The organism is Selenomonas sp. oral taxon 126 (genome assembly GCF_001683335.1).
In the GTDB taxonomy this organism is placed as follows: Bacteria; Bacillota; Negativicutes; order Selenomonadales; family Selenomonadaceae; genus Centipeda.
Map to the genome: position 1 here is coordinate 2,807,929 of NZ_CP016201.1, position 2,380 is coordinate 2,810,308.

Here is a 2,380-nt window from a genome sequence, read left to right on the forward strand (position 1 = left end):
AACTCCGTCCCATCCGTCAGCGTGCCGCGGATGTTGTTCTGTACGATGACAACCTTTTCGACCTCGCCCGACTGCACCTTTGCGTTGAAGTCGCTGTATCCGAGCGCCGTTGCCTGCGGTGCCTGATGGCTGCCCGACATATAGTCGGCAACTGTCCAGACAACGAAGAACATGAGCGCATAAAAAGCAAGATTGCGCAATATCGACTGATTCAATTTCTACCTCCTCCGGTTTATTCGTAGACGGAACGCTTGAGTACCCCGATGTAGGGCAGATTCCGATATTTCTCCGCATAGTCCAGCCCATAGCCGACGAGGAATTCATCCGGCACCTCATGCCCGAGATAGTCGATCTCCACGGGCGCGACACGGCGTGAGGGCTTCGAGAGAAACGCACAGATCTTGATGCTCTTTGGATGACGCCCCTGAAGCATCTGTTTCAGATAGTGCATCGTCGTGCCCGAGTCGATGATATCCTCGACAATGATGACGTGCTTGCCCTCGATGGAGAAATCGAGATCCTTCAGGATCTTAACCTGCCCGCTCGAAACCGTCGCATCCCCGTAGCTGGAAACAATCATAAAGTCAAAGGAAACGGGATGCTCGATGGCGCGTACAAGATCGGTGAAGAAGACCGCAGCCCCCTTGAGGATACCAACACAGTAGACGGTCTCGGAGGCATCCTTATAATCTCGTGCGATCTCCGCGCCGAGTTCCTGCACACGCGTGCGAATCTCGTCCGCCGAAAAGGAAATGCGCTCAATATCCTCGCTCATCATTTGGCTCTCTCTCCTTCGTATATGAAATACGCAAAATATCATGGGTGGATTCCGTCACGGGCGCAAGTATACTGCGCCGTCCGCCCGCAATCCAGAAAATCTCGTGTGTATCCGCAAGCGCAATGAGCGGCATCGCATCCCTCTCCTCACGCGGAATCTTGTCATCAATCAGGATCTCCTTGAGCTTCTTTCGCCCAATGGGAAGCTGCATATAGTCGCCCGCCCGCCGCGTCCTAAGGACGAGCGGGGGCAGAGCCGCGCGATCTGCATAGACCGCCTCGCGCGCCTCCATCCTGCGCCAATCGTCCGCCGTCATGCGGTTCAGACGCCTGATGTGAAACTCCGTGCCCTGAAAATTCATTATAGCATATTCGCGGGTGAAAGGAAGCAAAATTTCACGATTTTCTAAAGCATCTTTGTGTGCGGGCAGACGGCAGAGCGCAAGCACGCCATAGCGGCTGTATGCATGCCATCCCCCCTGCATCTCGGCATGTGCCGTCCCCTCGGCAGTGAGGAAGGCACGCAGACGCTCCTCATGAAGATAGGAGAAGTCCTGCGCCGTTCCCGTCTCCTCTGCCCAGAAAATGCGCAACACACGCCGCTGCAAGGCGGGATGAAGTGCGCGCAGCACTTCGAGAGAAAGCCCGACTTCGCAGCGTGCCCGACTGTATTCCGCGCGCGCAAGCGATGAGAGAAAATCGTCTTCCTCCGCCGCAAGCGCAGAGAGGCGCGTGAGTGCATCCCCCACCGCAGGATTGTACTGCGCGCGGAGCGCGGGCAGGAGTTCGTGACGCACGCGGTTACGCCGTGCATCCAAAACATCATTCGTCGCATCGTGACGCGGCGACAGCCCCCGCTCTGCCGCATACGCCTCGATTGCGGCGCGCGTGATGGAGAGGAGCGGGCGCAGGTGCCGCCCGTCCCGGACGCGCATGGCAGCGAGCCCCGCAGGCCCCGTCCCGCGCAGGATGCGCAGGAGCACCGTCTCCACGAGATCGTCCGCATGATGCGCGAGTACGATTGCATCTGCACGCGCCTCATCAGCCGCGCGATGGAGGAAGTCATAGCGGCAGATGCGCGCCGCCGTCTCGAGCGACATCTTGTGCGCACGCGCATAGGCGGGCACATCTCCCGACTCACATACGAACGGAAGCGCGCGCGCACGGCAGAATTCCTCGACAAAGCGCGCATCCGCACGCGACGCCGCACCGCGAATGCCATGCTCATAGTGCGCGGTAATGACGCGCGCACCGCCCGCAGCGCGCAGGACATCCAAAATATCCAGCAAGGCAAGCGAATCCGTGCCGCCCGAGCAGGCGACAAGCAGCGTACGCGCAGGATTGAAAAAACCATGTGCACGCAGAATGCGTTCGACGTGTTTTTGCAAGATATACTCCCATCGAGTAGGAGACGGTGATTAGCCGCCGTCCTCTCACACCACCGTGCGTACCGTTCGGTACACGGCGGTTTCAATAGGTTGCGTGTACAGACTGATATGCCTCGGCTAAATCATAAAAGCCGAAGCGTATCAGTCTTTCTTTTGTCATTGCCATCTTGACCGCCACCGTGTTGCTTGTCCACCAACAACCTCTCCGGCAGTTT

Annotated in this window: 3 protein-coding genes; all 3 read right to left on the reverse strand. The window is 58.2% G+C overall.

Annotation, left to right across the window (positions count from 1 at the left end):
* Positions 1 to 215 (reverse strand): ATP-dependent metallopeptidase FtsH/Yme1/Tma family protein (locus AXF19_RS12910; RefSeq protein WP_335674935.1); only part of this gene is annotated, 215 nt, incomplete at its 3' end.
* A gap of 17 nt (positions 216 to 232) precedes the next feature.
* A complete protein-coding gene (hpt, locus tag AXF19_RS12915) occupies positions 233 to 778 on the reverse strand; it encodes a hypoxanthine phosphoribosyltransferase (RefSeq protein WP_066849752.1) in 546 nt (181 codons plus the stop codon).
* Positions 759 to 2,165 (reverse strand): tRNA lysidine(34) synthetase TilS, encoded by a 1,407-nt coding sequence (gene tilS, locus AXF19_RS12920; RefSeq protein WP_066849758.1) that lies wholly within the window; start codon positions 2,163 to 2,165, stop codon positions 759 to 761. The genes hpt and tilS overlap by 20 nt, the downstream gene beginning before the upstream one ends.
* Positions 2,166 to 2,380 lie beyond the last annotated feature (215 nt).